This is a genomic window from Bartonella sp. 11B (genome assembly GCF_002022625.1).
Lineage (GTDB): Bacteria > Pseudomonadota > Alphaproteobacteria > Rhizobiales > Rhizobiaceae > Bartonella > Bartonella rochalimae.
Genome location: NZ_CP019783.1, coordinates 1,311,777 through 1,333,579, shown reverse-complemented (window position 1 = coordinate 1,333,579; position 21,803 = coordinate 1,311,777). Strand labels below are relative to the sequence as shown.

18 protein-coding genes and 1 pseudogene are annotated in these 21,803 nt (G+C 35.5%); 12 read left to right on the top strand and 7 right to left on the bottom strand.

Features of this window, described 5'->3' with window-relative positions:
- Nucleotides 1-235 precede the first annotated feature (235 nt).
- The 3 genes and pseudogenes from dxs to Bho11B_RS05750 all read left to right on the top strand — a co-directional run bounded on the left by dxs (nt 236) and on the right by Bho11B_RS05750 (nt 4,152).
- Nucleotides 236-2,158, top strand: a complete 1,923-nt coding sequence (dxs, locus tag Bho11B_RS05760; protein WP_078673884.1) for a 1-deoxy-D-xylulose-5-phosphate synthase — start codon at nt 236-238, stop codon at nt 2,156-2,158.
- Nucleotides 2,159-2,160: 2 nt separating this feature from the next.
- Nucleotides 2,161-2,909: pseudogene (locus tag Bho11B_RS05755) on the top strand (TlyA family RNA methyltransferase).
- A complete protein-coding gene (locus Bho11B_RS05750; RefSeq protein WP_078673883.1) occupies nt 2,899-4,152 on the top strand; it encodes a class I SAM-dependent RNA methyltransferase in 1,254 nt (417 codons plus the stop codon). The pseudogene Bho11B_RS05755 and the gene Bho11B_RS05750 overlap by 11 nt, the downstream one beginning before the upstream one ends.
- A 67-nt stretch (nt 4,153-4,219) precedes the next feature.
- On the opposite strand, the gene tldD is transcribed toward Bho11B_RS05750, so the two are convergent.
- A complete protein-coding gene (tldD, locus tag Bho11B_RS05745; protein ID WP_035007086.1) occupies nt 4,220-5,638 on the bottom strand; it encodes a metalloprotease TldD in 1,419 nt (472 codons plus the stop codon).
- Between the two features lie 95 nt (nt 5,639-5,733).
- Entirely contained in the window at nt 5,734-6,270 is a 537-nt protein-coding gene (locus Bho11B_RS05740; protein ID WP_078674108.1) for an invasion associated locus B family protein, read from the bottom strand.
- 401 nt (nt 6,271-6,671) lie between these two features.
- Here Bho11B_RS05740 and cyoE point away from each other — a divergent pair, with 401 nt between their 5' ends.
- On the top strand, nt 6,672-7,607 hold the full coding sequence (gene cyoE / locus Bho11B_RS05735; RefSeq protein WP_078673882.1) for a heme o synthase: 936 nt from the start codon (nt 6,672-6,674) through the stop codon (nt 7,605-7,607).
- A gap of 586 nt (nt 7,608-8,193) precedes the next feature.
- On the opposite strand, the gene Bho11B_RS05730 is transcribed toward cyoE, so the two are convergent.
- The 4 genes from Bho11B_RS05730 to murJ all read right to left on the bottom strand — a co-directional run bounded on the left by Bho11B_RS05730 (nt 8,194) and on the right by murJ (nt 12,080).
- A complete protein-coding gene (locus tag Bho11B_RS05730) occupies nt 8,194-8,766 on the bottom strand; it encodes a NifU family protein (protein ID WP_078673881.1) in 573 nt (190 codons plus the stop codon).
- Between the two features lie 57 nt (nt 8,767-8,823).
- Nucleotides 8,824-9,315 (bottom strand): universal stress protein, encoded by a 492-nt coding sequence (locus Bho11B_RS05725; protein WP_035007098.1) that lies wholly within the window; start codon nt 9,313-9,315, stop codon nt 8,824-8,826.
- A gap of 46 nt (nt 9,316-9,361) precedes the next feature.
- On the bottom strand, nt 9,362-10,432 hold the full coding sequence (gene trpS, locus Bho11B_RS05720) for a tryptophan--tRNA ligase (protein ID WP_035007101.1): 1,071 nt from the start codon (nt 10,430-10,432) through the stop codon (nt 9,362-9,364).
- A gap of 85 nt (nt 10,433-10,517) precedes the next feature.
- Nucleotides 10,518-12,080: a murein biosynthesis integral membrane protein MurJ gene (gene murJ / locus Bho11B_RS05715; protein ID WP_035007102.1), complete on the bottom strand. Its 1,563-nt coding sequence runs from the start codon at nt 12,078-12,080 to the stop codon at nt 10,518-10,520.
- Between the two features lie 735 nt (nt 12,081-12,815).
- On the opposite strand from murJ, the gene Bho11B_RS05710 reads away from it, so the two are divergent.
- The 8 genes from Bho11B_RS05710 to Bho11B_RS05675 all read left to right on the top strand — a co-directional run bounded on the left by Bho11B_RS05710 (nt 12,816) and on the right by Bho11B_RS05675 (nt 20,690).
- Nucleotides 12,816-13,661: a TIGR01459 family HAD-type hydrolase gene (locus Bho11B_RS05710; protein WP_078674158.1), complete on the top strand. Its 846-nt coding sequence runs from the start codon at nt 12,816-12,818 to the stop codon at nt 13,659-13,661.
- The gene (locus Bho11B_RS05705) at nt 13,661-14,653 is read left to right on the top strand and encodes a bifunctional riboflavin kinase/FAD synthetase (RefSeq protein WP_035007106.1); all 993 of its coding nucleotides are present in this window, start codon (nt 13,661-13,663) and stop codon (nt 14,651-14,653) included. The genes Bho11B_RS05710 and Bho11B_RS05705 overlap by 1 nt, the downstream gene beginning before the upstream one ends.
- 1,058 nt (nt 14,654-15,711) lie before the next feature.
- The gene (gene flhA, locus Bho11B_RS05700; RefSeq protein WP_078673880.1) at nt 15,712-17,805 is read left to right on the top strand and encodes a flagellar biosynthesis protein FlhA; all 2,094 of its coding nucleotides are present in this window, start codon (nt 15,712-15,714) and stop codon (nt 17,803-17,805) included.
- 14 nt (nt 17,806-17,819) lie between these two features.
- Nucleotides 17,820-18,605 (top strand): flagellar biosynthetic protein FliR, encoded by a 786-nt coding sequence (locus Bho11B_RS05695; protein ID WP_035007109.1) that lies wholly within the window; start codon nt 17,820-17,822, stop codon nt 18,603-18,605.
- The gene (locus Bho11B_RS05690) at nt 18,605-18,994 is read left to right on the top strand and encodes a hypothetical protein (protein WP_035007112.1); all 390 of its coding nucleotides are present in this window, start codon (nt 18,605-18,607) and stop codon (nt 18,992-18,994) included. The genes Bho11B_RS05695 and Bho11B_RS05690 overlap by 1 nt, the downstream gene beginning before the upstream one ends.
- 149 nt (nt 18,995-19,143) lie before the next feature.
- Nucleotides 19,144-19,734 carry a rod-binding protein gene (locus Bho11B_RS05685; protein ID WP_078673879.1) on the top strand — a complete coding sequence of 197 codons (591 nt, stop codon included), beginning with the start codon at nt 19,144-19,146 and terminating at the stop codon, nt 19,732-19,734.
- Nucleotides 19,735-19,782: 48 nt separating this feature from the next.
- Nucleotides 19,783-20,226, top strand: a complete 444-nt coding sequence (locus Bho11B_RS05680; protein ID WP_035007117.1) for a flagellar protein FlgN — start codon at nt 19,783-19,785, stop codon at nt 20,224-20,226.
- Nucleotides 20,223-20,690, top strand: coding sequence for a hypothetical protein (locus tag Bho11B_RS05675; protein ID WP_078673878.1), 468 nt, complete (start codon nt 20,223-20,225; stop codon nt 20,688-20,690). The genes Bho11B_RS05680 and Bho11B_RS05675 overlap by 4 nt, the downstream gene beginning before the upstream one ends.
- A gap of 666 nt (nt 20,691-21,356) precedes the next feature.
- Here the strand turns inward: Bho11B_RS05675 and Bho11B_RS05670 are convergent.
- Complete coding sequence (locus Bho11B_RS05670; RefSeq protein ID WP_035007121.1) at nt 21,357-21,782, bottom strand: hypothetical protein; 426 nt, start codon at nt 21,780-21,782, stop codon at nt 21,357-21,359.
- Between the last annotated feature and the right edge of the window lie 21 nt (nt 21,783-21,803).

Below are 21,803 nucleotides of genomic sequence, written 5' to 3'. Positions count from 1 at the left end.
TTATTTATGCAGTGTATAAGACTCTTATGATGAGAGCTATCTACACTTCATTGAATATTCGTATACATCATGATATCTACATCATTATTTATGTTTTATATTCTGTTCATACAGGACCATTTTTTATAAAGAACCAGCAATTGAAACATCTGTTAAGGTATGAATTCTAAAAAGATATCGAAGGAACAAGATAGCATAATTGATTGCTCTATACTGATAATATAAGGAGTTCTTTTTGTCTCGCCCATTAACGCCACTGCTTGATCTGATTCATTTACCGCAAGATTTGCGAGCATTGCCGGAGTCTGATTTGCTACAGTTGGCTCATGAATTGCGCACCGAGACAATTGACGCAGTTTCTGTAACAGGCGGTCATCTTGGGGCAGGGCTTGGTGTTGTTGAACTCACTATTGCACTGCATTATGTTTTTAATACCCCTGATGATAGGATTATTTGGGATGTTGGGCATCAAACCTATCCTCATAAAATTTTAACGGGTCGCAGAGATAGAATTCGCACATTACGTCAAGAGGGTGGTCTATCAGGTTTTACAAAGCGTTCGGAAAGTGTGTATGATCCATTTGGTGCTGGCCATTCTTCCACTTCTATTTCGGCAGGTCTTGGTATGGCAATGGTTAGTGCATTGGAAGCTGAAGAAAAACGCAACATTATTTCTGTGATTGGTGATGGCGCTATATCTGCAGGTATGGCTTATGAAGCGATGAATAATGCTGGTGCTTTGGATGCACGTTTGATTGTTATCCTTAATGATAATGATATGTCTATTGCATCTCCTACAGGCGCTATGAGCGCTCATCTTGCACGGTTAGTTTCACGTCCATCTTACCGCAGTTTGCGTGAACGGGTAAGGATTTTAAGCAAAAAGTTACCAAAATTCTTTTCGGAGAAAGCGCGTTATTCAGAAGAATTTGCACGTAGTTTTTTTGCTGGGGGAACCTTGTTTGATGAGCTTGGTTTTTACTATGTTGGGCCTATAGATGGTCATAATTTTGGACATTTGTTACCTGTTTTGAAAAATGTTCGTGAATGCCCTGATGGTCCTGTTTTAGTGCATGTGGTAACGCATAAAGGGAAAGGGTATCCACCCGCAGAGGCATCATCTGATAAATATCACGGTGTTAATCGTTTTGATGTCATTACAGGTAAACAAGTTAAAGCACAAAGTAGCTCTCTTTCTTATACTAAAGTGTTTTCTCAAGCTTTAATAGAGGAGGCTACACATGATAATAAAATTGTTGGCATTACGGCAGCAATGCCAAATGGAACAGGGCTTGACTCTTTTTCTGAAAAATTTCCAAAAAGGATGTTTGATGTCGGTATTGCTGAGCAGCACGCTGTAACTTTTGCTGCAGGGATTGCATGTGAGGGATATAAACCCTTTGTTGCGATTTATTCTACTTTTTTACAGCGTGCTTATGATCAAATTGTTCATGATGTATCACTCCAAAAATTACCGGTGCGTTTTGCTATTGATAGAGCAGGATTTGTTGGAGCAGATGGTGCGACGCATGCGGGGAGTTTTGATATTGTTTTTTTGGCAACTCTTCCTGATTTTGTGGTTATGGCACCTTCTGATGAAGTTGAACTTATGCATATGGTGCGTACAGCGGCAGCTTATGATCAAGGACCTATTTCTTTTCGTTATCCCCGTGGTCAGGGTGTTGGTATGGATTTGCCGCAGAGGGGTGAATTGCTTGAAATTGGAAAAGGGCGTCTTTTGTGTGAAGGAAGTAAAATCGCTCTGGTTTGTTTTGGGACACGGTTGTCTGAAGTATTGGTTGCAGCTGATGAATTAGTGGCAGAAGGATTGTCTACGACTGTTGCAGATGCTAGATTTGCAAAGCCTTTGGATAAGGATTTGATGCGTCGGTTAGCGCGGGAGCACGAAGTCTTAATAACAATTGAAGAAGGAGCAATAGGTGGCTTTGGAGCGCATTTACTACAGTTTTTGGCACAAGAAGGACTCTTAGAGCATGGCTTAAAAGTCCGTACCTTAAAGTTTCCTGATGAATATTTAAATCATGGTTTGCCAGATAAAGTTCTCTCACAGATTGGGCTTGATGCGACAGGTATTATTAATGCCGTTTTTAGTGCTTTAGGGCGTAAACCTCGGCCTATATCGCGAACTCGAGTGTAAATATGGCAGTCACAAAAAGACTGGATGTTCTCTTAGTTGAAATTTTTTTTTTGTAACGCGTTCACGGGCACGTGATGCAGTGGCACGAAAAACAGTTAAAGTGAATGGAGAAATTGTTTTTAAAGCTGGAAAAATGATTCCTGATGACGCGACGATTACGGTTTCTGATCTTGCGCAAAGTTATGTATCTCGTGCAGCATTGAAACTTCTTTATGCACTTGATGTGTTTCCTGTGATGACAAATAAAATTACTGCAATTGATGTTGGTGCATCGACGGGTGGTTTTACACAAGTTCTTTTAGAACGAGGCGCTTCTCATGTCATTGCTCTTGATGTTGGTCACAATCAATTTGATGTTCGTTTATCTGGTAACGATGCGATAACTTTACTAGAGGGTCTGAATGTTAGAGATTTGAAACAGGAACATTTAAATGGTCATGAGATTGATCTTATTGTATCAGATGTCAGTTTTATTTCTCTTAAACTTGCATTACCATCGGTTTTATCTTTAACAAAAAAGAGTGCTCAAGCAGTTTTATTGGTAAAACCTCAATTTGAAGTTGGTCGAGCGGGTATTGGTAAAGGAGGAATATTAAAAGATCCGTTAGTAGCCAAAAGAGTTGCTGAAGAACTTTTTGATTGGCTGAATACTCAAATAGGATGGACAGCAAAAGGTTTACTTCCTTCACCTATTACAGGTGTTGATGGTAATTTAGAATATTTGTTATTCGGAGAAAAAAGTGAGCAGTGATGTTGTAATTGATCATGTTGGCGTGAATGGTCATGGTATTGCCAAAACAGCATATGGTTCAATTTCTGTACCTTTTACTCTGCCTGGAGAGGTTGTTAATGTTGCCCTTCATGGAAAATACGGTACACCTATTACTCTAAAAGAGAAATCGCTAGAGCGTGTTGATGCTGTTTGTCAACATTTTGAGGTATGTGGAGGATGTATGCTTCAGCATTGGCATTTTGATGCTTATCGCTCTTGGAAGCGGCAATTGGTTGTTGATGCATTTAAAAGATATGGTCTTGATGCTGTTATTTCTCCATTAATTGAATGTGGAAATTATACTCGTCGACAAGTTACTTTAACAGCATCTGTGATTCAAAAAAACCATATTGTTGGTTTTAATCGTTATCGATCTCATGACATTATAGCTATTAAAGAATGTCCAGTTACTCGTTCAGAGATTTTGTCTAAATTGGATGATATTAGGGCTATATGCGCTCTTTTAAGAAATAACGCCAAACGGTTTCATGTAACAGTAACAGCTGTCGAAAACGGTTTTGATGTTGCTTTAAGTAATTGTGTTGTCCAAAATGAGTTTACTCGTCAAAAAATGATACGTGTAGCTCTTTCATGTGGAATTACACGTTTATCCATTGAAGGTGAGGTCTTAGTTGAACAAGAAAAACCGGTGATCTACTTTGGAGATGTTTGTGTTGAGTTTCCTATTGGTGGTTTTCTTCAAGCAACTTTTGAAGCGGAAACTGTTATGGGTGAGATTATTTTAGCTCATTTAAAAAAAGCAAAAAATGCTGCTGATTTATTTGCAGGAGTAGGGACTTTTACTTTACGCATGGCGAAAAAGATGAATGTTCATGCAATAGAAAACAATGGAGAAGCTCTAGCTAACCTTGATCAGGCAGCACGTATTGCTACTGGTTTAAAGACAGTGGTTTGTGAAAAACGTGACTTATTTCGTCGTCCACTTTCTGCAAAGGAGCTTGAATGCTTTGATAGTGTTGTTTTTGATCCACCACGGTCTGGAGCAGAGGAGCAGGTAAATGAGTTGGACAAGACAACGGTAGCACGTGTGGTAGCTGTTTCGTGCAATCCTATTACATTGGCTCGTGATTTATCACTTCTTGTTGCTGGTGGTTATATAATTGAAAAAGTTGTACCAATTGATCAATTTTTATGGTCACCTCATATTGAAATTGTTGCAACTTTAAGAAAACAAAAAACGAAGAAAAGTTGGAAGCTTTAGCTGAACAATAAAAAGGCTTTTTTAAATAAAATTGGGAAATTTCCAGATTAATTATATTCAATTCATTCTATGAAACTGCTGTTCCACCAATTGTCATATTATTAATTCGCAAATGAGGTTGTCCCACACCAACAGGAACGCTCTGTCCTGCTTTGCCGCACATTCCTATGCCATTATCAAGTTTGCTATCATTACCAATCATTGTAATGCGTTTCATAGCATCTGGTCCATTACCAATAAGGGTTGCACCTCTGATTGGAGCTATGATTTTCCCATTTTCTACTCGATAAGCTTCGGTACATTCAAATACAAATTTTCCAGATGTAATATCGACTTGTCCGCCACCAAAAGAAACAGCATAGATACCGTTTTTTAATGAGGATAAAATTTCTTCAGGTGTCTTATCTCCACTCAACATTATTGTATTGGTCATTCGCGGTATTGGTGCATGTGCATAGGATGCACGGCGTCCATTTCCAGTTGGTTTCATTCCCATCAGTCGAGCATTTAGTCTATCTTGCATATAATTAACGAGTTTTCCATCTTCAATCAAAACATTATGATTTGATGGCGTTCCTTCATCATCAACTGTGAGTGAACCACGGCATCCAGGGATTGTACCATCATCAACAATGGTAACACCTTGCGCAGCAACCTGTTGGCCTAAAAGTCCAGAAAAAGCAGATGTTTTTTTACGATTGAAGTCTCCTTCCAGACCATGTCCAACAGCTTCATGAAGCATAACACCAGGCCATCCATTGGCTAATACAACATCAAATGTTCCAGCTGGTGCTTCTTCTGCTTCTAGGTTGATTAAGGCTATTCGTAAAGCTTCATCAGCAGCTTTTTTCCAGTTCTCTTCACAAATGAATTGGTCAAACATTTGTCGTCCACCACAGCCATAGGAACCATTTTCGCGTCGATTACCATCGGCAGCAACTACGGATATAGAGAGCCGTACGAGAGGACGAATGTCACGAACAAGATGTCCATCAGCTCGTAAAATTTCAATATGCTGTAATGAACCAGAAAGAGCAACAGTTACTTGATGCAATTTATCATTTTTTTCACGTAAATATGCATCAATTTTTTGCAAAAGTGCACTTTTTTCTTCAAATGATGGAGAAACAAGAGGACTTTGGGATTGATAAAGACTTTTGCTTGTCGGTTTAGGAGCTGCACTATAAGGTCCCGCATGATTATTATAGGTTGCAGTTTTAGCTGTTTCACTCGCACGTTTAAGTGCAGCTGCTGATAGTTCATCAGAGTGAGCATATCCAGTGGTTTCTCCGGCAACCACGCGTAAACCAAATCCTATATCTTGGTGAAATGAACCATTTTTAAGTTGTCCATTATCAAATAGAAGAACTTCACTTTCTGTATATTCAAGATAAAGTTCACCATCATCAGCCTTATGAAGCGCTTCTTGTACAAGTGATTGTACTTTTTGTGAAGAAATATCAAAATGGTCAATCAGCGATTTCATAGTGATTATCCTATTTTGTTGGTACTCAAAATTTGTCCATTTTGTTTTATTTGTGGAGCTAAAAGCAAAAACTATTTTATTTATAGGGGGAGTATTTATGATGACAAAGTCGCATAGGCTTCTTTAAGACCATTAAGATCAATTAGAGCTCCGATTCCTTGTTCAGGAGTTGTAAAGATAATATAGGTTGCTACTTTACCTTCTAAAAAGTGTTGTATTGCATTTTCTTTAAGAAGCGCTTCAGCAACACAATTATTACCTAAACAACGACGATATTCCATTCTTCCTATATTTTCATTATCAATTTTAATTCTAATTCCAGACTGCAATTCAACTCGGATCGGAACAAAAACACGCATCAAAACCCCTTGGTTTTGAGGCAATTTTTGAAATGCTACACGAAAGGTAATATCGCGACGCTCTTGTGTACGAACCTCTTGGACAATTTCACATTGTACGTTAGGCGTGCCTGGTGGCAAAGAACAAATTTTTGTCCATGCACCATAAGTTTGTGGAGCAGGAACACTTTGCGTATTGGGTGTTTGTGCAATAACGTGATTGGCGAAGACATTGCAAAATGCGTAAATAAGAATGCTAAAAAAGTTTTTTTTGAGAAATTGATAAAATGTCATAAAAAGCCCTACCCGAATCGCTATCATATTATTGTGTATAGCTTTTCATGAAAAGTAAAATTTTGATTTTTTTGATAAAATAATTATAAAGTCAGGTTTTTTCGAAGATATGAGTTCGTAAGATATACAACAAAAATGGAAATTTAAAATGGTTAGTATTTGATGAAAACATAGTCTTTTAGTGTTTGATATATGATATTTGGTAGAGTGTTTTGTGGTACATTTCTTGAATACAATTAAAAAGTATGCTCTTATTACAGTTATTTCTAATCTACATTAGGTATGTGTCAAATTAAGAGTATTGTACATTCTTTAAAAAACTGTAACACTAATTGGTTCTTCCTATATTTTAGACAATGTTTGTTTGTGGGTAATATAGATGAAAAAGGTTCTTTGACGGAATGTCTGTTTCAAGAGAATTATTGGTTAAAAATGGTAAATTAAGCTCGATAGTAGCTAAGATTTATAATTATATTACATTGATGAAGCCGCGAGTTATGTCGCTTGTTATATTTACAGCTCTGGTTGGGTTAATATTATCACCTGGTGCTATGAGTCCGCTGCATGCTTTTTTAGCTATTTTGTGTATAGCTTTAGGTGGTGGTGGTGCGGGAGCGCTTAATATGTGGTATGAATCTGATATTGATGCGATGATGAAACGTACCCAAAAGCGTCCTATTCCGACTGGTAAAATCAGCCGTAGGCAAGCATTTATTTTTGGTTTAGCTCTTTCTATATTCTCAGTTTTGATTATGGGAATTTTCATTAATTGGTTTACGGCGTTTTTTCTTACTTTTACAATTTTCTTCTATGTTGTTATTTACACAATTTGGTTAAAGCCTATAACATCTCAAAATATTGTGATTGGTGGTGCAGCTGGAGCTTTTCCGCCAATGATTGGGTGGGCAGCTGCAACAGGTACAGTAAGTTTTGAGAGTTTCCTCTTATTTTTAATCATTTTTATGTGGACTCCGCCACATTTTTGGTCTCTTTCTCTCTTCTCATCTTTTGATTATGATGTAGCGGGTATTCCTATGATGCCTAATATGCGAGGAGAGCAATCGACGAAAAACCAGATTTTGATTTATACGATTATTATGGCAATATGCGCTATTGGACCTTATATTATAGGTTTTTCAGGTATTATCTATGGTATTTTTTCAACAATTTTAAGCACTATTTTTATCTATCTTTCTTATCGTTTATGGAAAGCTAAAGGATATGATGAAACAGTTGTTATGGCAAAAAAAGTATTTTTCTTTTCGCTATTTTATTTATCTGCTATATTTGGGACCCTTTTAGTTGAATCCTTTCTTAAGCAATTTATCATTTTTTAGTGTTTTTTAATTTATCAAAAAGTTATACATTAATATAATAATTATATATCGTAGGTGCAGCATTTCTTTTGAGAGATCTAAAGTTATCTGAAGATAAGAGATCTTATTAATAGGTAGATATTTAGTTTACATCCTCTGAAAAGTTCAGAAATATTAATAACTCTTATCCTTGATGATCTGCAGAAAAAGTGCGTTTTAAAATCAGTATTAATGGAACTCAGATAATACTTTTAGATTGTTATCTGTTTAGCTATGAACAATGTTTTCCTACTGTTGAAAAGGCCCAAAATACCAAAATCAAAGTTGTAAGATCACATGATAACTCGTTCTTTGTATATAAAGCTTAAAAATTATAGACAGTTAAATGAGCAAAGCAATATTATACTTTAAAAATAGATGTATCTTATGAGCCGTTCATCTTTTTTAATTTCCAATTTTTTTAAAAAATATCAGCGATTTTCATTGTTTGCATTTATGAAATATTTTTTACAATCTTTTTTATAAAGTGCAATGTTTGTGATTTAGGATACATTAAATCATATTATAAATTTGCTATTTAGTTCCAAATTTTTTAGTGAATATTCTTTTACAGTACAGTATTTTGCGGCATAGCTTCAACACCTAATACCTCTGGAATAAAATGCCGTAAAAGATTTTCAATACCATGTTTAAGGGTTGCTGTTGAAGAAGGGCATCCAGCACAAGCACCTCTCATGTTGAGGTAAACAATCCCGTTTTCAAAGCCGCAGAAGGTGATATCACCCCCATCATTGGCTACAGCTGGACGTACACGCGTTTCAAGCAATTCTTTGATGACAACAACAATATCAGTATCTTTTTCATCAAAAAATTCTTTATTAGGCAGATTGGCTTCTGTAGTGATAACAGGATCATTGGAGAGAAAATGTTCCATAATTGTACCTAAAATCGCTGGTTTAAGATGTTGCCACTCTCCATCATTTTTAGTTATAGTAATAAAATCATATCCCAGAAAAACGCTTTTTATATTTGGAATATTGAATAATTTTGCCGCAAGAGGAGAATTTTTAGCAGCTTCTTCGCGATTGTGAAACTCCAGGGTTCCTTGAGGAAGGACAATACGACCTGGTAAAAATTTAAGTGTCGTAGGGTTCGGTGTGCTTTCAGTTTGAATAAACATATATTACTCTTTCATTACTTACAGTTGCAGAAGAGAATTCATATAGAAGTATTGTTTCTAGGCAACAACTTTAATTTCTTCCTCAGGGAGATCACTTGGAATAATAGTAACGGGGACAGGAAAAGTACTTCCCCGATAAGCAATGGATTGGATAAGCGGTCCTGGTCGTTCTGTATGACAACTTGCAGCTAAAACAATGAGGGCGATATCCTGATCTTCATTAATTAGTTTAAAAATTTCATTAATTTTTTCTCCTTCACGCATAATTGTTTCTGCTTCAAGAGCTTGAGTAGTGCGCACATCATCAGCTATTTTTTCTAGGATTACACAGGCGTGTGCTGCTGATTCCATCCGCATAACTTTGTCGACACCCAGGAAAGGCTGAAATCTTGAGTTGTCAATAATAGAGAGCAAAATTAAGGTACCGTTCGTGTTTTTAGCATGTTGTGCAGCAAAAATCACAGCACGCCGACATTCAGGTGTTTCATCAATGATCACCAAAATTTTTCGTTTATGATTTATTTCTTGACTTTTTCGCTTAGAGAGCATGTCATTTTATTTCTAATTTTAAAGGTTAAAGTTTAGCTATTTTCTTTTATATATTGTGTACAAAACCGACAATTTCACGAACTTTTTTCATATTTTTTTCTGCTAAAAGACTTGCACGTTGTGCACCATCAAACAGGACAGAATTAATATAGGTTTTTTCTTGATATAGACGGCGCAATTCTTGTGTTATTGGTGCTAGCTTATGGACGATGAGGTCAGCTAAAGCTGATTTAAAAAGTGAAAATTGTTTTCCTGAAAACTCTAATAGTGCTTTTTCTTTGCTGATTTCAGCAAAAGAAGCATAGATGCCCAATAAATTATTAACTTCTGGACGTTCTTGTAAATCATTTAGCGTATCAGGAAGAGAAGTGGAGTCGGTTTTTGCTTTGCGTATTTTTTGTACGATAAGATCAGTATCATCGATCAAATTAATTCGTGAAAAGTCGGAAGGATCTGATTTTGACATTTTTTTTGTGCCGTCACGTAAAGACATAATACGCATGGCTGTTTTGTTAATAATAGCCTCTGGCATTGGAAAAAAATTTTGTTCATTTTTTTCACCATTTGGCATAGAAATACCAAAATTTAAATTTGCAATACGATCAGCATAAATACTGTTGAATTTTTGTGCAATATCGCGTGTTAATTCAATATGTTGTGTTTGATCCTCTCCCACTGGCACATGTGTTGCGTGGTAGATTAAAATATCAGCAGCCATTAAACTTGGATAGGCAAAAAGTCCAAGGGATGTTTGTTCACGGTTTTTTCCTGCTTTATCTTTGAACTGTGTCATGCGTTGGAGCCAGCCGATACGTGCAATACAATTAAAGATCCACGCCAATTCCGCATGTTGAAAAACACGTGATTGGTTGAAAATAATTTGTTTTTGAGGATCTATGCCGGCAGCTAAAAAGGCCGCTGTCATCATATAAGTAGACTCTGCCAAACTAAGTGGATCTGGATTAATGGTCAGGGCATGCATATCGACAATACAATAGAGACACTTATAGGATGTTTGCAGATCTACCCACTGTTTGATGGCTCCAAGATAATTGCCAAGATGCAGATGACCACTCGGTTGTACACCAGAAAAAACAAGAGGTGTAAAGGTATCCATAGAAAAGGCCTTTCTCTTTCTTATGATATTATATTATATGCTAAATATATTGTGATAAAATATATTTCTGAAAATAATAGAAATATTAGAGGTGCTGTTTCACATTTTTACGTAAGAATGACAAATAATTTGTTCCAAATAAAAGACAAATAATAAAATAAACTGATGTTGCGATAATAAGTAATCCTGCTAAGGAGCTTGCACGCAAGAAAAATGATGCTTGTGGTGATAAAGGCGCGGAAAAGAAGCTGATGGAGTAATACAAAGTGAGAGCCATGAAGAAAGAGGCGATTATGAGAGATGCTATTCGCTTTATTAGTTGTGCATCGTATTTCCAATAGCCTCGTTTAAGGAGAGTGCCACACAGCAATAAGATGTTAACCCAGCCGGCAGTAATTTCAGCAATGACAATACCTCGTGCTGACAAACATGAGAATAATGTTAAGGCTAGGCTGATATTGATAAAAACACAAATGCCTGCAAAAATCATGGGTGTTTTTGTATCTTCGCGAGCAAAAAAATTAGGAATAAAAACTTTTATGAGTACAAAAGCTGGAAGACCAATTCCATAAAGCTGAACCAATTGAGCAACATTATTTGTTGAGGCACTGGTAAATTGACCTCGTTCAAAGAGAAGGCTGATAATGGGATTAGAGATAAGCAGAAAAGCAACCGATGCAGGGAAAGTTAAAAATAAAGAGAACTCAATTGCGCGATTTTGTAATTCATCAGAATCTGTGTGTTTTTTGTTGCGTAGCGCTTTTGTTAATTCGGGGAGAAGAACCGTAGCAATAGCGATACCGACTACTCCAAGGGGCAATTGATAGAGACGATCAGCATAAACAAGAGAAGAAACCGCACCTGATTGGCTAGAAGCGATATTAGTATTGATCAATAGATTAATTTGTGTAATTCCTCCTGTGATAGCAGCAGGGAAGGCTAAAATTAACAGTTGACGGACATTGGGGCTAAAATGAGGTAGGCGGAGGGAAAGCTTCATTCCGCTTTTCCGTAAGGCTATTGTTATAAGAGCTAATTGGACGAGACCTGATACTGTTACCCCCCAGGACAGATTTAATCCAATATGCCAAGTATCAAGTTGATAGATCCAAGCATAGGTGAGTACGCATATCAAGATAATATTTAGAAAAACAGGGGCAATAGCTGCAACAAAATAATGTTGGAGTGCATTCAACATTCCTCCCATCATCGCTGCTAAAGACATACATGCTAAATAGGGGAACATGATAGCAGTAAAACGGATTGTAGCGTTAAATTTTGTAGCATCTTCTGCAAAGCCTGGTGCAATCAGTGTGCGAACCAAAAAAGGCATACTCAATTCCATAACAATAGTGAGAAGTAAGAGTAATGAAAATAAAACACCAAACACTTCTTCTGCGAATTTGCATGCGTTTTCTGATCCATTTTCTGTGATTTTTTTAGAAAAAAGAGGAACAAACGCTGTTTGAAAGGCTCCTTCAGCAAAAAAACGACGGAAGGTATTAGGAAAGCGAAAGGCAGCGTTAAACGCATCAGATACAGGACCTGTTCCAAGAGCTGCTGCCATGAGCATTTCACGGACAAAGCCAAAACAACGGCTTGTGAGAGTTCCAGAAGCTACTGTTATAAATTTTTTAATCAGGTTCATGAGGATATATCGGGTTTGTAATAAGGGAGAATATAATAGTTATTCTCAATAATAAAATATGGTAAATATATTATAGAGTATTTTATGATGATATTTGTTTTTCTGTCAATAAGAGCATATCTGCATCATTGATGACATTTCTATGGCTTTTTTCTCATGGATAGAAAGCAACTAACTATTTTTTATAGAGAGAATTGTATAATTTTATAAAAGGAATTTTATTTATTTGTTAATTTAGTACTTTTTTATGAAGAAATTACCTCTTATAAGCTCTTCATTTAAAAGAGATGAAAGAATAGATGAAGTAAAATTCTATATAAAATCATACCATTTTACATTTTATTCTATAAAACATATTATAAAAATTTTTATAATATTTTAAATAAAAATATTTCTTATTATAAGATAAATTTATCTTATATAAATGACTTATTTTACTATATTAGGGAGTTAACTTGTTCTTTGATTTTTTTAATATTCAAAACAATTTCTGGTCGTCTTGCACAAAGGACATAGAAGAATTCCAAAAATGAATAGAAATCTTTTCAAGAAAAAGGAACATTGTATAGAGTTTTATAAGAGAGAGTTTGAAAATCCTCTTCTTTAGGCTTATGATACTGTTTGTAATTTTTAAAATATAGAGAGATCAATATATTTAAAATAAAAGAATTGGCATATTGATATACAAACATAAGAGATAGCCTAAAAAAATCGAACACATCAACAGGTGTATTTATGAAAGAACTCACACATATCGATCCTCTCATAAGGCAATATGATGCTGTTTTTTGTGACGTTTGGGGTGTTGTACACGATGGTGTGCAGGTTTTTGAATCGGCAGTGCAAGCATTGAAAAAAATTCGACAAATGGGGAAAAGTGTCGTTTTATTGACAAATTCTCCTCGACCAAAAGAAGATGTGGTGGTCCAATTACAGATGATGCAAGTGGATACAGAGTGTTATGATGAAATCGTTACTTCAGGTGATGTAACACGTGATCTTATTTGCTCTGTGCCACGTAAAGTTTTTTTCATTGGTCCACAACGTGATTTGGTTTTATTAGAAGGATTATCTTGCGAATTGGTTGAAGAAGGAGAAGCTTCTGCAATTATTTGTAGTGGTTTTCTTGAAGATTTAGAGGCGATACCAGAAGCTTATGAAGGGATGTTTCGTCGTTTGCGAGAAAGGAATTTACCTTTTATTTGTGCGAATCCTGATATTATTGTTCATTGTGGAGATCAAGAAATTTGGTGCGCTGGTGCTTTAGCGCGTTTGTACCAACAATTAGGAGGTGAAGTGCGTATTGCTGGAAAGCCTCATGCTCCAATTTATGAGTGTGCTTTTAAAAAATTACAGAAAATTCGTGGAATAGTGGATAAAAACCGAGTTTTGGCTATTGGTGATGGGCTTTTAACCGATGTTAAAGGAGCGATTCGTTTTGGTCTTGATTCCCTTTATATTATGGGGGGCATTCATCATCATGATTATAGTCACAATGGTATTGTGAATAAAGAAGCTTTGCATGCCTTTTTCGATCGTTATGGTTACCAGCCACACGCAATGATGTGGATGCTTCAGTAATGTTTGATTTTTTGCGTCTACAGGAATGTAATCTTCTTCCTTTAGCATGGCGTGGTGCGGTGCTCGCGATTGGTAATTTTGATGGTGTTCATCTTGGTCATCAAGTAGTTTTACAAAAAGCTCTTGATTTATCACGTGAAAAAAAGAGACCGGCCCTTGTTTTAACATTTGAACCGCATCCAAAAAGTTTTTTTCAAGGTTCAACTTCTGTTGATCGTTTAACGCAAGCTGCTGAAAAAGCTGAAATTTTTAAAATTCTTGGTTTTCATGGAGTAATAGAGCAACCTTTTGATGCACAATTTTCTGCTCTTTCATCCGATGAATTCATCACTGTAATTTTAAAAAAAACTTTTGATGTTTCTGCTGTAGTAACAGGAGAAAATTTTCGTTTTGGTTGTCAAAAGAGTGGAAATATTCGTTTTCTTTGTCAAAGAGGTGAAGAATATGGTTTTGAAGTGGTGCAAATTCCTTGTTTATGTACTGCAGAACAACAAACGATTTCTTCAAGTTTTATTAGGAAGCTCTTATTAAAAGGACAAGTATCACAAGCAGCTCATTTGCTAGGTTATCACTATCGGGTGCGCTCAAATGTTATACAAGGTGAAAAACTTGGGCGGCGATTAGGGTTTCCTACAGCCAATCAGCTTTTGCTTCCTCAGACGGGTTTAGCACACGGTGTTTATGCGGTCAGATTCCGTCGTGCTAATGGTACTTTATATGATGGTATTGCAAGTTTTGGATGTCGGCCAACTGTTGTTAGTAATGGAGTACCAGTACTAGAAACTTATTTATTTGATTTTGATGGTGATCTTTATGGTGAAAATTGTACGGTTTCTTTTTTGCAGTTTTTACGAAGACAAGAAAAATTTTATGGGTTGGAAGCTTTGGTGGCACAAATGCAACACGATGAAAAAGAAGCACAAGCAGTTTTGAGGACAAAACAACCACTTTCATTGTTAGATGAAGCATTAACTTTCAAAAATATACCTTAAAAATGATTTAAAAAGGAAAAGAAAGCAGAAAAAACAGCGCTTAAACTCACTATGAGCACAAGGCTATATTCCAAAATATCATGGACAATATGGAGTTTCCGTTTATAGGTGGGTGAAACAAATATTTTAAGATCTGAGTTAATCATTGTGTGTTTCTTCCCTATTTGTATAAGATATATTGTACAATGTTTAGAGCTTCTTTCTTTTTAGTTAATAAAAAAGTTAAAATATGTTTAATAATCACAATACATCATATGCATTCTTATTCTTGTGGTAATTTGTTTAAGGAAGAAAAAACATAATTTTCAAAATAACTGCTTGCCTTAATGTTTCTTTGTTCTGTGTTATAGAGTGATAGGAGTATAATGATCTTTACTTTGGGGTTATGAGTTGCTGATTAAAAAACAGAATGAAGTAAAAAAACTTTTTATATAGACTTAATTGCAAACTATGCTTTAAGAAATTACTTTCATTTATGCCTGAATATTTTCAACTCCAATCTATACATTGATACAAAATAATTTCCAATTTGCTATCAGCTTTTTCAGTACACTAGATACTTATCTTGTTATTAAAGCTCTTTAAAAATGGAGTATAAAAACAAGGAAAATATCAAAAGAGTCTATAGCTATTTATTATGCTCCCATAATTAAGGCAATTACAATAGCAATGTTAATACCAACAATTAGCGTTGAATAGAGCATAGTAGTCTTAATAATATCAATCACTAAATTCTCCTTTTCGACTTGTATTATTCATGATTCACATAATGTTACATGATGTAATATATGTTGATATGACCTGCTCAGCAAGCTTAAAATAATCCTTTATTTATTATGGTTTGATATATTTTATATTTATGCATTTGTTTTGATACAGAGAGATTGCATGGTACAGCACAATTTTCACGCAAGCTTTATTATTTATTTTATACAATGAGATAATGGATTAGAGAGCAAAGGTAACTCAAAGGAAAATGAACTGGATATGCTTTGAAAATAAGCTAAAGAAAGCTTTTTATAAAAGGTACTCAGTTGTGATTATATAAGGAGAAAAGCGTGCAGCAGCATAGTTCAACGGTCAATATCATTCCCCAGGATAAGTTTTCTGGTCGAGATATTGCGTTTGCGGCAGGAATTATTATTATTCTTATGGTTCTCTTTTTACCAGTTCCTGCTTTTGTTTTGGATTTAGGGCTTTCTTTTTCTATTGCATTTTCTGTTTTGATTTTGATGGTTTCATTATGGATCCAAAGGCCCCTTGATTTTTCAGCCTTTCCAACAGTTTTGTTGATTGCAACTTTATTGCGTTTATCGCTTAATATTGCAACCACCCGTGTAATTTTAACCCATGGTGATGAAGGCTATAAAGCTGCAGGGTATGTGATTCAAGGTTTTTCACAATTTGTTATGGGTGGGGATTTTGTTATTGGTCTTGTTGTTTTTGCTATTTTAATTATCGTCAATTTTTTGGTGATAACTAAAGGTGCGACGCGTATTGCTGAAGTGGGAGCACGTTTTACACTGGATGCTATTCCAGGAAAGCAAATGGCTATTGATGCTGATCTTTCATCGGGTCTTATTGATGAAAAAGAGGCACAGCATCGTCGTCAAGAGCTTGAGGAAGAAAGTTCATTTTTCGGGGCAATGGATGGTGCGTCAAAGTTTGTGCGTGGTGATGCTATTGCTGGTCTTATTATTACGGCTGTTAATATTTTTGGTGGTATTGTTATTGGCGTAACGCGGCATGGAATGTCATTGTCTGGTGCAGCGGATGTTTTTACTAAGCTTTCTGTAGGAGATGGTCTTGTTACGCAGATACCTGCATTGATTGTTTCTTTGGCAGCCGGTCTTTTGGTTTCAAAAGGGGGAACACGCGGTTCTGCTGAAAAAGCTGTTTTGGGGCAGCTTGGAGGATATCCTAAAGCTCTTTTTGTATCCTCACTACTGTTATTAATGTTGGGGTTGATGCCGGGTTTACCCTTTTTTCCTTTTTTCCTTTTTTCTGTTCTGATGGCTTCGATTGGTTATTCTATTCCACGTCGTTTAAAAAGAGAAGCGCTTGCACAAGAAGCTTTGCGTAAACAAGAAAATCAGATAGCTCGCCAGGAAGAGAGCCAATCAGTAAAAGCATCTCTTGAAATAGTACAAATTGAAATTGCTATGGGTAAGCAATTATCTCAACGTTTATTGCCGCAAAAAGTTGAATTAGCTAATCGTGTCGCAAAAATGCGCCGTAAGTTTGCACAGGAGTATGGTTTTGTTATTCCTGAAATTCAAATATCCGATGATTATACAGTTCCCGGAAAAAGCTATTGGATCAAATTATACGGTACGGTTATTGCTTCTTATGAAATGCGTATTGGTGATGTTCTTATTATGCCAGGCAATAAGCCTATTCCCAATATTCCAGGTGAATATGTATCTGAGCCAGCTTTTGGGATGCGTGCTTTTTCGACTTCAGAGACATTTCGTTCTGAATTAATTCGTGAAGGCTATATGGCAGTTGATAATCTTTCCGTATTATTAACGCACTTGAGTGAGGTTTTGCGCAATAACTTAGCACAATTATTTTCTTATAAAGATATGCGCATTCTTCTTGAGCGTTTGGGTAGCGAATATCGTAAATTATTGGAAGAGATTTGTTCTACACATCTTTCCTATTCGGGCTTACAATCGATTTTAAAACTTTTATTATCAGAACGTGTTTCTATCCGTAATCTTAATCTTATTCTCGAAGCAGTGGCTGAAATAGCACCTCATGTGCGGCGTTGTGAACTGATTGCTGAGCATGTACGGTTGCGTATATCACAACAAATTTGTGGTGATTTATCTGAAAATGGCATTTTGAATGTTTTGCGGATGGGAAGCCATTGGGATCTCGTTTTTCATAAGGCGTTAAAGCGTGATGCGAAGGGTGATATTATTGAATTTGATATTAATCCAGTTGAACTTGAAAAGTTTGGGACAGATGCGACGGCACTTATTCGACAACATATGGAAAAAGCAACGCGTTTTGCACTTATTACATCTCCTGAAGCGCGGCCTTATGTCCGCATGATTATCGAACGTCTTTTTCCAACTTTGCCTGTACTTTCCCATGCAGAAATTGCTCGTGGAATTGAAGTTAAAACATTGGGAACCATCTCTTAAAAGGTAAGGGGTTTATGTCATTAACATCTGTTCTTCCCCTAACATCTTTTTCAATTGAGCAATTGGTAACCATTGCTTTGTTAATTTTTGCACGGGTTGGGGCTTGTTTAATGTTAATGCCAGGAATGTCTAGTGTACGCATTCCTATGAGTTTGCGTTTATTTATTGGCATTTCTTTTTCACTTGCTATTCTTCCTTTGGTTACAGAATCCTTTAAGGTTCTCGGTGATAAACCCAATCTTGCACTGCTTGTTCGTGCTTTGTTTGCTGAGATGTTAATTGGGAGTACTTTTGGGGTAATTGCTCACGCTTATTTATGGGCTTTGCAATTTATGGCCTCAATTATTGGGATGTCGATAGGATTTTCTGGCCAACCTGGTCATAGTATCATTGAGTCAACGCCAGAATCACATGTTGCGAATATCTTAGTTTTTGCAGCTGTCATACTCTTTTTTGCAAGCGATTTGCATATTATCACTATTCAGGGCCTTCTAACATCTTATGATATTGTGCCTCTAGCTTTTATTCCAAATCCAGAAGCTGCTTTGACAGACTATCATGAAGCTTTATCGCGTGCGTTTTTAACTACATTGTCGATAGCAGCGCCTTTTATTATTTATGCAATTTTGATTAATATTACGATAGGATTGCTCAATAAATTAACGCCTACCATTCCGGTTTATTTTATTTCATTACCTTTTGTTATGTGTGGAGGCTTATTTTTACTTTATATTTTAATGCCAGAACTTTTACACTTGTTTAATTCTGAATTGCGTGATTGGCTTAAGAAAGGATCTTAATGGCGCAGAAAAGTAAACGTTATGGAAGACTTTTAAAAGTGCAAAGTCTTGTTGAAGCACATCATAAAGCTGAATTGGAATATATGAAGGGTCAACTTTTTTCTTGTCAGGAAGAGACGCGTGAACTCTTCTCATTGATGGAAAAAGATTCGGCTTTCAATTTTTGGAATGCTTCTTTTTTAGCAAAACGTTTGCATCATAATGCTAAGTTTGAAAAGAACCTTCAAGGAAAAATTGCACAACAAAAGCAAGTTGTGTGTGAAGCTTCTAGTCGTTCGAAAAGATTAGAAGACAAGTATAAAGAAATTCAATCAATAGAAAAACAGAAACAATTTAGTAATATGCTAGAGGAGTATATTATAAATAAAATCGGTAAGACATCAGCTTGACATAAGTTTGGATGTTTATATCTATTACTATAGTTATAAATTATGAAGATTTTTCTTTTTATAAAGAGCTATTAAAAGGAAGAAAAAGTTTTATAAGATAGAAATTTAATTGCAAAGAAAAGCGAGAGTTAGGTAAAAAGGGGAAATCTATGGCTATTCAGCCTCCTTCTGATATTGTGCTTGATGTTGCCCGTGCGGCAGATCCGCTTGAATATCGTGCTTCTGTCGAAAGATTGTATTCTTTACAAAAATTTGCTCGCGTACAGACGACTGAACGAGAGGAGAGTAGTTTTGCAGATTTGGCACAGACTACTTCGGCTTCAGAAGTACGAGATAATTTAGTTTCTGATGGGCTTATTCAACAGGTTCATATCAGGCCGCAATCTGTACAAAGTAAAGAAGCTGCAGTTTTTAGAAATTTTGAAGCTTTTGTGTTGCAAACTTTTGTTGAGAGTATGTTTGCAACCGATATACAATCGATTTTTGGAAAAGGACAAGCAGGACAAATTTGGAAATCAATGATGGCTGAACAATTGGCTAAAGAATTTGCAGTATCTGGTGGAATTGGCATTGCACAGATGTTAGTTTTTGATCACATGAGAAAAGAAACGGGCACATCATTATCTACGTTAGAAACAGATCAAGAATTAGGTGCTAAAGATCATCGTATATTAGCAGATGAAGTTACTTACAAAAATGAACTAGATTTGGTGAGTGAGGATCAAATAAAAACGAAATGAACATCTTGTTAAGATGAGAATTAATAAACATTTTAGAGGGGAATGGAAATGTCTGTAGTACAATATGATGATGAAAATGTTGCGTTAAAAACAAAAATTCTTAATAATAATCTCATTGGCCGTGATTGGGCGATGACTAAATTTAATGCTGCCATTAAAGGGTTAGCAGAAGTTGTTGATTATGAAAGCAATATGCTGGAAAATCACGGTGCTCCAGATTATGAAGAAATTAATTTGCGTAAAACGCGTGGTTTGCGTGATCTTAATAAATCAATGAATGATGTAAAACGTTATATGGATCAGGATATTGAAATTGAGATACAGAGTTTGTTAACGGATTTACAAGAAAAATTAAACCGTAATAGTGAACTTCTTCGTATTCATTTGGAAGCAGTGAGAGATTTATCTCAAATTATGCAGGTTGCTGTTCGTGCTGAAGAAACAGATGGAACTTATGATCCAGTTTTGGTTAATGCTGGGCGTTCTAGATGATTAGAATGATTGCAATGGGTTTGTGGGTTTGTTTGGTGGCTTTGGGCGCTTTAGTCTTTAGCCTTAGGGTCAATGCGGTTGATCCTAACACGTCAGAAAAGTCCGCTCCTGTTGCTGTAGAGATTGGTTCTAATAATACGGAAGTCATGAGTGTTCCGATTTTGGTTGATGGTGATGTACAGGGGTATATCATTGCGCAGTTTGCTTATGTAGTAGATAAAACAGCTGAAAAAGAGATATCTATTCCTGTAGGGGTTTTGATTAATGATACTATTTTTCAATATTTTTGGGGGAGTTATTCTGATGTGCGTGCAATTGAAAAAGTAAAATTTGAGATGATCAAAGAACGGATTATTGATGATGTCAATAAACGCTTTTCAAAAGCTGTCCTGAAAGATTTGCTTGTCAAACAGTTTAACTATCTTTCAGTTGATCAAATACGTGGAATGAAAAATAAACGATAAGGGTGTTTATCAGCTTTTAAAAGGCAATAAAGTATAAAAACAAATTCTAAATTTGTTAATTAGTTTTATTAGTTTGTGTATCATTCTTAATGCTTCACCTAAGCTTAAAATTTGATATCTCTAAACTAAAAATTGATAAGATTCATAAAAAAGGTTTACTCTCATTGGAGAGCTTATAATAAAACCAGCACTTATAACAAGTATATTTGGCATTCTTGTTTCCATTATGTTTATGAATATTTATTTCTAAATCTTATAATAAATACCATAAAAATTAGCCGTTACTATCTAATGTAGTGATATAATACATTGTAAATAAAGTTTGTATCTATAAAAGATTGACCACATACCTATTGTCGAAGGAATTTAAGAATTCTTCGATTTTTTGTTCTTATTGCATTCTTTTACATTAATTTGATTTGAAAGAAAAATAACAATTGATAAAAGTGTTATGTGAAGATTTCTTTTCTAAAGACATATGAGATTAGATCATAAAAAGCAGAGAGAATCAAAAGCGCTTCAACTTACCTTATTAGTTTACATACAGGTTTATTTCTAAAGTGCTGAGTATTTTAAGCTTCTACTTATTTGCGAAGAAAAGAACATTTTTTATGCATAATTTTTTCACTTTATGAGTCAATATTTTTAGATCAATATAGCTTTATCTTAATGCGTAAGTGGTTTTTGTATTCGTGCATTATTAAGCGCATTCATGAAAGTGCTGGTATTGGTTTCTTCATCAGAAGGATTATCAAAAATACAATTATCCAGCTCAACTCCAAATTCTTTAGCAGACATAAAGATACGGAAAAAAGCATTGACCCCTTCATTAGAAAACTCCATGTGAAGTGATATATTGGGTGTGGTATTCCAATCCAGTTCATAACTGGCATTTCCGGCAAAGCGCATTGTATGAGGATAAAAACGCAATTCTGTTGCACTCTCAATGAGATCAGAAAGATAATTAAAGCGTCCAGTATGGATGTATGCAATAAAATCACCTACGTCAATTAATCGTAGTTCTGGAATAAATTGCGCAACCTGTTTCGCCAGGACCATTTCACGAATTTCAGTTATATAATCTTTTTTCATTTTATGACTTTATATCATTAT

What these genes read in the sequence shown, in the direction of transcription:
- Bho11B_RS05670 (WP_035007121.1), bottom strand. Translation starts at nt 21,782, where the DNA reads ATGAAAAAAGATTATATAACTGAAATTCGTGAAATGGTCCTGGCGAAA.
- tldD (WP_035007086.1), bottom strand. Translation starts at nt 5,638, where the DNA reads ATGAAATCGCTGATTGACCATTTTGATATTTCTTCACAAAAAGTACAA.
- Bho11B_RS05740 (WP_078674108.1), bottom strand. Translation starts at nt 6,270, where the DNA reads ATGACATTTTATCAATTTCTCAAAAAAAACTTTTTTAGCATTCTTATT.
- Bho11B_RS05725 (WP_035007098.1), bottom strand. Translation starts at nt 9,315, where the DNA reads ATGCTCTCTAAGCGAAAAAGTCAAGAAATAAATCATAAACGAAAAATT.
- Bho11B_RS05710 (WP_078674158.1), top strand. Translation starts at nt 12,816, where the DNA reads ATGAAAGAACTCACACATATCGATCCTCTCATAAGGCAATATGATGCT.
- Bho11B_RS05730 (WP_078673881.1), bottom strand. Translation starts at nt 8,766, where the DNA reads ATGTTTATTCAAACTGAAAGCACACCGAACCCTACGACACTTAAATTT.
- trpS (WP_035007101.1), bottom strand. Translation starts at nt 10,432, where the DNA reads ATGGATACCTTTACACCTCTTGTTTTTTCTGGTGTACAACCGAGTGGT.
- Bho11B_RS05680 (WP_035007117.1), top strand. Translation starts at nt 19,783, where the DNA reads ATGTCTGTAGTACAATATGATGATGAAAATGTTGCGTTAAAAACAAAA.
- Bho11B_RS05675 (WP_078673878.1), top strand. Translation starts at nt 20,223, where the DNA reads ATGATTAGAATGATTGCAATGGGTTTGTGGGTTTGTTTGGTGGCTTTG.
- Bho11B_RS05705 (WP_035007106.1), top strand. Translation starts at nt 13,661, where the DNA reads ATGTTTGATTTTTTGCGTCTACAGGAATGTAATCTTCTTCCTTTAGCA.
- Bho11B_RS05690 (WP_035007112.1), top strand. Translation starts at nt 18,605, where the DNA reads ATGGCGCAGAAAAGTAAACGTTATGGAAGACTTTTAAAAGTGCAAAGT.
- Bho11B_RS05685 (WP_078673879.1), top strand. Translation starts at nt 19,144, where the DNA reads ATGGCTATTCAGCCTCCTTCTGATATTGTGCTTGATGTTGCCCGTGCG.
- murJ (WP_035007102.1), bottom strand. Translation starts at nt 12,080, where the DNA reads ATGAACCTGATTAAAAAATTTATAACAGTAGCTTCTGGAACTCTCACA.
- Bho11B_RS05695 (WP_035007109.1), top strand. Translation starts at nt 17,820, where the DNA reads ATGTCATTAACATCTGTTCTTCCCCTAACATCTTTTTCAATTGAGCAA.
- cyoE (WP_078673882.1), top strand. Translation starts at nt 6,672, where the DNA reads ATGTCTGTTTCAAGAGAATTATTGGTTAAAAATGGTAAATTAAGCTCG.